Origin of the sequence: Herbaspirillum sp. YR522, assembly GCF_000282575.1 — a bacterium.
GTDB lineage: Bacteria > Pseudomonadota > Gammaproteobacteria > Burkholderiales > Burkholderiaceae_D > Herbaspirillum.
Map to the genome: position 1 here is coordinate 161363 of NZ_AKJA01000132.1, position 6502 is coordinate 167864.

The 6502-nt window shown below is 66.1% G+C and carries 5 protein-coding genes; all 5 read right to left on the reverse strand.

Annotated elements, in window-relative coordinates; translation table 11 throughout:
• Positions 1–50 precede the first annotated feature (50 nt).
• A complete protein-coding gene (glyS, locus tag PMI40_RS18970) occupies positions 51–2171 on the reverse strand; it encodes a glycine--tRNA ligase subunit beta (RefSeq protein ID WP_008118664.1) in 2121 nt (706 codons plus the stop codon).
• A gap of 62 nt (positions 2172–2233) precedes the next feature.
• A complete protein-coding gene (gene glyQ, locus PMI40_RS18975; RefSeq protein ID WP_008118666.1) occupies positions 2234–3145 on the reverse strand; it encodes a glycine--tRNA ligase subunit alpha in 912 nt (303 codons plus the stop codon).
• Between the two features lie 90 nt (positions 3146–3235).
• Complete coding sequence (gene lnt, locus PMI40_RS18980; RefSeq protein ID WP_008118668.1) at positions 3236–4822, reverse strand: apolipoprotein N-acyltransferase; 1587 nt, start codon at positions 4820–4822, stop codon at positions 3236–3238.
• A gap of 22 nt (positions 4823–4844) precedes the next feature.
• Positions 4845–5726: an HlyC/CorC family transporter gene (locus PMI40_RS18985; RefSeq protein ID WP_008118670.1), complete on the reverse strand. Its 882-nt coding sequence runs from the start codon at positions 5724–5726 to the stop codon at positions 4845–4847.
• A 266-nt stretch (positions 5727–5992) separates the two neighbouring features.
• Positions 5993–6502: methyl-accepting chemotaxis protein (locus tag PMI40_RS18990; protein ID WP_008118671.1), on the reverse strand; the 510-nt coding region annotated here is incomplete at its 5' end.

Sequence of the window (6502 nt, forward strand, 5' to 3'; positions counted from 1 at the left end):
TCAAAGCCGGCCGCCCCGGTGCGCCGGGGCAGCCGAAAGTTGCCGGCCGCTCAGGCGGCCAGCTTGGAAATGTCGGCGACCTGGTTGAGCATGCCGTGCAGTTCGGCCAGCAAGGCCTGGCGGTTCTTGCGCAGTTGCTCGTCCTCGGCGTTGACCATCACGTCGTTGAAGAAGCCGTCGACGTCCTGGCGCAACTGCGCCAGCGCCTTGAGCGCTCCGGCGAAGTCGCCGCCGGCATAGGCCGTCTGCACTTGCGGGCGGGTCGCTTGCATGGCCGCGTACAGGCCTTGCTCGGCGGCTTCGGCCAGCAGGTCGGGACGCACCGCGCCGTGACCGTCGATGGCCACCCCTTCGATCTTCTTCAGGATGTTGGTGATGCGCTTGTTGGCCGCGGCCAGCGCTTCGGCCTCGGGCAGGGCGGCAAACGCCTTGACCGCATCCAGGCGTTCGACCACGTTGTCGAGCACGTCGGGTTGTTGCGCCACCACTGCCTCGACCTCGTTCTGGGCAAAGCCGCGTTCGCGCAGCATGCCGCGCAGGCGGTCGAACAGGAACGCCTGGACCTCGGCGCGCGGGTCCTTGAAGGCGGCGTTGCCGGCGAACAGGGCCACGGCGGTGTCGAGCAACTTGCCCAGCGACAGCGGCAGGCGTTTCTCGACCAGCATGCGCAACACGCCCAGGGCATGGCGACGCAGGGCGAACGGGTCCTTGTCGCCGGTGGGTTGCAGGCCGATGCCCCAGATCCCGACCAGGGTCTCGAGCTTGTCGGCCAGCGCGACGATGGTGCCGGTGCCGCTGGCGGGCAGGGCGTCGCCGGCAAAGCGCGGCTGGTAATGTTCGCTGGCGGCCAGCGCCACCTCGTCGGCCTCGCCGTCATGGCGTGCGTAGTAGGTACCCATGATGCCTTGCAGCTCGGGGAATTCACCCACCATGTCGGTCAGCAGGTCGGCCTTGGCCAGTAGCGCGCCGCGCTCGGCCAGGGCGACGTCGGCCGACAACTGGCTGGCGATGGCGCCGGCCAGCGCACGTACCCGTTCGCTGCGCTGCAGCTGGTTGCCCAGCTTGTTGTGGTAGACCACGTTGGCCAGCAGCGGCACGCGCTCGGCCAGCGGCTTCTTCTTGTCCTGCTCGAAGAAGAACTTGGCGTCCGACAGGCGCGGGCGCACCACCCGCTCGTTGCCCTGGATGATGTGCCGGGGCGTATCGGTGGCCAGGTTCGACACGATCAGGAAGCGCGAACGCAGGCGACCGTTGCCGTCGGTCAGCGCGAAGTACTTCTGGTTGGTCTGCATGGTCAGGATCAGGCATTCCTGCGGCACTGACAGGAATTCATCCTCGAAGCGGCACTCGTACACCACCGGCCATTCGACCAGGGCCGTGACTTCGTCGAGCAGGCTGTCGGGCATCAGCACCAGGTCGTCGCCGGCCTGCGCCAGCAATGCGCTGCGGATCTTCTCGCGACGCTCGGTAAAGCTGGCGATCACCCGTCCCTGGTCGGACAGCGTCGCTGCATAGCTGTCAGGGCTGGCGATCTGCAGTGCACCCTGCGACAGGAAGCGGTGGCCCAGCGTCGTGCGGCCGGCGTCCAGGCCGAGGATGGTCAGCGGTACGACGTCCTGGCCCAGCAGCGCCACCAGGTAATGCGCCGGGCGCACGAAATGCACCGTCTGTCCGGCGGCGTGGCCCGATTGGCGCTGGTAGCTCATGACCTTGGGGATAGGCAGCTTGGCGAGCGACTCTTCGAGCGCGGCCTGCAAGCCCTGCGCCAGCGGCGAACCCTTGGCGGTGTAGGTGAAGAAGAAGCTTTCGGCCTTGCCGTCCTGGGCCCGTTCGAGTTGCGCCGGGGTGATCTCCGGCACGCCCGTCTGGGCGGCCAGCGCTGCCAGTTTCTTCACCAGCGGGGCGGCGGGCTTGCCTTCGGCGTCCAGGCCGACCGATACCGGCAGCACCTTTTCGCGGATGGCCTTGTCGGGCGAGGCGGCATGCACGCCGGTGATGGAAACGGCCAGGCGGCGTGGCGTGGCATAGGCGGTGGCGGCGGCTTGCGCATCGAGGTAGCCGCGCGCCTTGAGGCCGTTGAAGATGCCGGCGGCGAAGGCATCACCCAGTTTGGCCAGGGCCTTGGGTGGCAGTTCTTCGGTGACGAGTTCTACGAGAAGTGTCTGGGTCATGTTGTCTGTCTTGCTGTCTTGCACAGTGTGCCCGCCAGGCGGGCGCGGTTCGTTGATCTGCTTCAAGCCGCGGCGGGGGTGGCGCCCAGCATCGGAAACCCGAGTCGCTCGCGCGATTCGAAATAGGCCTGCGCCACCGCGCGCGACAGGTTGCGGATACGGCCGATATAGGCGGCCCGCTCGGTCACCGAAATGGCGCCGCGGGCATCGAGCATGTTGAAGGTATGGGCCGCCTTGAGCACCTGCTCGTAGGCCGGCAGCGCCAGCGGTACATCCATCAGGCGACGGGCCTCGGTCTCGTAGTTGGTAAACAGCGAGAACAGGAAATCGGTATTGGAGTATTCGAAGTTGAAGGTCGATTGCTCCACTTCGTTCTGGTGGAACACGTCGCCATAGGTCAGGCGCTTGGTGACGCCATTTTCATCCCACTCGGTCCACACCAGGTCGTACACGTTCTCGACGCCCTGCAGGTACATCGCCAGGCGCTCGATGCCGTAGGTGATCTCGCCCAGCACCGGCTTGCAGTCGAGCCCGCCGACCTGCTGGAAGTAGGTGAACTGGGTCACTTCCATGCCGTTGAGCCAGACTTCCCAGCCCAGGCCCCAGGCACCCAGGGTCGGGTTTTCCCAGTCGTCCTCGACGAAGCGCACGTCGTTCTGCTGCAGGTCCAGGCCCAGGGCCGAGAGCGAACCCAGGTACAGGTCGAGGATGTTTTCCGGGGCCGGCTTCAACACCACCTGGTATTGGTAGTAGTGCTGCATGCGGTTGGGGTTTTCGCCGTAGCGGCCATCCTTGGGGCGGCGCGAGGGCTGCACATAGGCGGCGCGCCAGGGCTCGGGGCCGATGGCGCGCAGGAAGGTGGCTGTATGCGAGGTACCGGCGCCGACTTCCATGTCGTAGGGTTGCAGCAGCGCGCAACCTTGGGCGTCCCAATATTCTTGCAGCTTGAGGATGATTTGTTGAAATGTCAGCATCTTGAAGTGGTTGCCAGGGAAGCCGGCGAGGAATTGCCAAAACCCTGGATTTTAGCGCCTTTTGGGTCACTTGATCCGGGTTTCGGGGGTTCAGTGACGCAGGCGCGCGCGCTTGTTGCGGCCCCAGGCCACCAGCAGCATCAGCAGCGACAGGCCGACCACCAGGGCATTGCCCAGCAGAATGTACGGGGTCTGGCCGCTGTAGCCGGGTACGCTGGCGCTGAGCACGCCGCGGGTAAACGGCGCCAGCTCCCGGGTGGCGCCGTCGCCGGGCAGGATCACGGCGGTGGCGCCGGTATTGGTGGCGCGCAGCATCGGGCGGCCGGTCTCGAGGGTGCGCATGCGGGAAATCTGCAAATGCTGGGGCAGGGCGATGGAGTTGCCGAACCAGGCGATGTTGGACAGGTTGAGCAGGATACTGGCCTGGGGCAGTCCCTGGCGATAGGCACTGCGCAACTGGCCAGCGATCTCTTCGCCGAACAGGTCTTCGTAGCAGATATTGGGCAGCACCCACTGCTCCTTGACCGCCAGCGGCGCCTGGGTCGGGCCGCCGCGGGTCATGTCGCCCAACGGGATGCGCATCATGTCGACGAACCAGCGGAAGCCGGGCGGGATGAATTCGCCAAACGGCACCAGGTGATGCTTGTCATATCGATAAGGGGCACTGCCGTCAGCCGCGTCGGGACTGAAGCCGAGCACGGCGTTGGCATACTGCCCGGGACCGTCCGACAACGGAATGCCGAGCGCCAGGTGGCTGCCGCTGTGCCGGGCATGGCGCACCAGCCGCTCCAGGTAGTCGGGCGGGAGCTGTTGCGGCAGCAACGGGATGGCGGTCTCGGGTGTGGCGATCAGGTCGGCCGGCGCTGCGCTGATCATCTGTTCGTACATGCTCAGCGTCGACACCAGCGCTTCATTGGAGAACTTCATTTCCTGCGGCACGTTACCCTGCAGCAGCCGCACCGAAACAGGGGCGCCGGTCGGCGCGGTCCAGGCGACCGCGCGCAGTGCCTGGCCCGCCGCCAGCAGCACCAGGCCGGTCGCCAGCGGCAGGCCCAGGCGCATGGCACCGGCCAGGTTGCCGCGCCGGCGCAGCGCCTGCCACAGCAAGGCCAGCGCACCGGCGAGCAGCGCCGCCACCCAGCCCACGCCGTAGACACCGGCCACCGGCGCGAACCCGGCCAGCGGGCCGTTGGTGTGCGCATAGCCCGACACCAACCAGGGAAACCCGGTGAATACCCAGCCGCGCAGCCACTCCGACAAGGCCCACAGCGCCGGCAGTATCAACAAGCCCAGGATGCGCGGCGAAGACGACCAGCGTGCCCGCAGCCAGACCGCCAGCGCGGCCGCGGCGCCGGCGTACAGGCCCACGTAGAGCGCCAGCAGCGCCACCGCCAGGGCCGCCATCCAGCCCGGCATGCCGCCGTAGTCGTGCATGCTGATATACAGCCAGTGCACGCCGGCGGCCGACCAGCCGAAGCCGTACAGCCAGGCGCGCACGAAATGGCGCCGGGCGCCGGCCTGGGGCGCGCTGAGGATGCCATGGAACAGCCATGCCAGCGCCGCGATCTGCAGCGGCCACAGTCCGAACGGTGCGAACGCCAGCACATTGAGCGCGCCGGCGGCCACTGCCAGCAGCGCAGGTGCGCCGGGCAGCTTGCGGGAGATCGGGGGATTCACGCCAACGTCACTTCGGTTGCGATCATTCTTCGTCGATCGGCGCGGGAGGCAGGGTGGAGACCAGCAGGACGTGCGTCTGGCGGGCGTCGGCCCGCAGCACTTCGAAGTGCAGGCCGTCGATGTCGAATTCGTCGCCCTTGCGCGGCACGCGACCGACATGATTGGCGACCAGGCCGCCGATGGTGTCGGCGTCCTCGTCCGAGAAGCGGCTGCCGATTTCTTCGTTGAACTGCGAGATCTCGGTCAGGCCCTTGACGCGCCAGCGGGGGCCGGTGGCGCTGTCCTTGAGGGCCAGCACGTTGTCTTCGGCTTCGTCGAAGTCGTATTCGTCCTCGATGTCGCCGACGATCTGTTCGAGCACGTCCTCGATGGTGATCAGGCCGGCGACGCCGCCGTATTCGTCGACCACGATGGCCATGTGGTTGCGGTTGGCGCGAAAGTCGCGCAGCAGCACGTTGAGGCGTTTCGATTCGGGAATGAAGATGGCGGGACGCAGCATGTCGCGCACATCGAAGGATTCTTCCGCGTAGTAGCGCAGCAGGTCCTTGGCCAGCAAGATACCGACCACCTTGTCACGTTCACCGTCGACCGCCGGAAAGCGCGAGTGCGAGGTCGACAGCACGTCGGGCATCCAGGTTTCGATGGGCTTGCCGATGTCGATCGTATCCATCTGCGAGCGCGGCACCATGATGTCGCGCGCGGCCAGGTCGGACACCTGGAACACGCCTTCGATCATCGACAGGGCGTCGGCGTCGATCAGGTTGCGCTCGTGTGCATCGTGCAGCACTTCGAGCAACTCTGCGCGGTTTTCAGGTTCGGGGGAGATCAGGGCGGTGAGACGTTCGAACAACGAACGGTGGGGTTTAGCGTCAATTGATTTGACGCTACTAGAGTGATCTTGCATAGGGCTGGGTTGCTGACCCGTGGTAGTGGCTAAGGACCATAGGATACAACAATTATGTGACATGTCCACTAAGCCGCCGATTGCGGTCGAGCTTGCATTTTGCGCAGAAATGGACGTGGTTGCATGCCGGAAACGATGATTTGCCGTCCATTGCCACCACGAAAAAAAACCGGCATCCATCGATGCCGGCCAAGTACTACCCTCAGGGATGTCACTGCAAAGCGGTCGGCCCCGTCATCAATCACTGTGGTGCGGGGCCGGGTAGATCAGGCATAACCCAGCGTGCCGGTGCGCATGCCGCCCAGGGCGGGCGCCGGGTTGACGTGCACCATCGGCGCGTTGGCGGCGGCCGGCAGCGGGATGGTGTCGTCCAGCTTGAACACCGAGACCAGGCCCGACAGGCTGTTGGTCTGGTCCTGCATCGACGCGGCGGCGGCGGCTGCCTGCTCGACCAGGGCGGCGTTCTGCTGGGTGGCTTCGTCGATCAGGGTAATGGCGCGGTTGATCTGTTCGATGCCCATGGTCTGCTCGGCGCTGGCGGCGCTGATGTCGTGCATGATGGTGGTGACGCTCTTGATGCTGTCGACCACTTCGGTCATGGTGGCGCCGGCTTCGTTGACCAGTGCCGAGCCTGCAGCGACCTTGTTCACCGAGTCGTCGATGAGCTGCTTGATTTCCTTGGCGGCGGTGGCCGAGCGCTGGGCCAGCGAGCGCACTTCGGAGGCCACCACGGCGAAACCGCGTCCCTGTTCGCCGGCCCGGGCCGCTTCCACGGC

Excerpts from the sequence above, each read along its gene's own strand:
- glyS (WP_008118664.1), bottom strand. The coding sequence starts at position 2,171 with ATGACCCAGACACTTCTCGTAGAACTCGTCACCGAAGAACTGCCACCC.
- glyQ (WP_008118666.1), bottom strand. The coding sequence starts at position 3,145 with ATGCTGACATTTCAACAAATCATCCTCAAGCTGCAAGAATATTGGGAC.
- PMI40_RS18985 (WP_008118670.1), bottom strand. The coding sequence starts at position 5,726 with ATGCAAGATCACTCTAGTAGCGTCAAATCAATTGACGCTAAACCCCAC.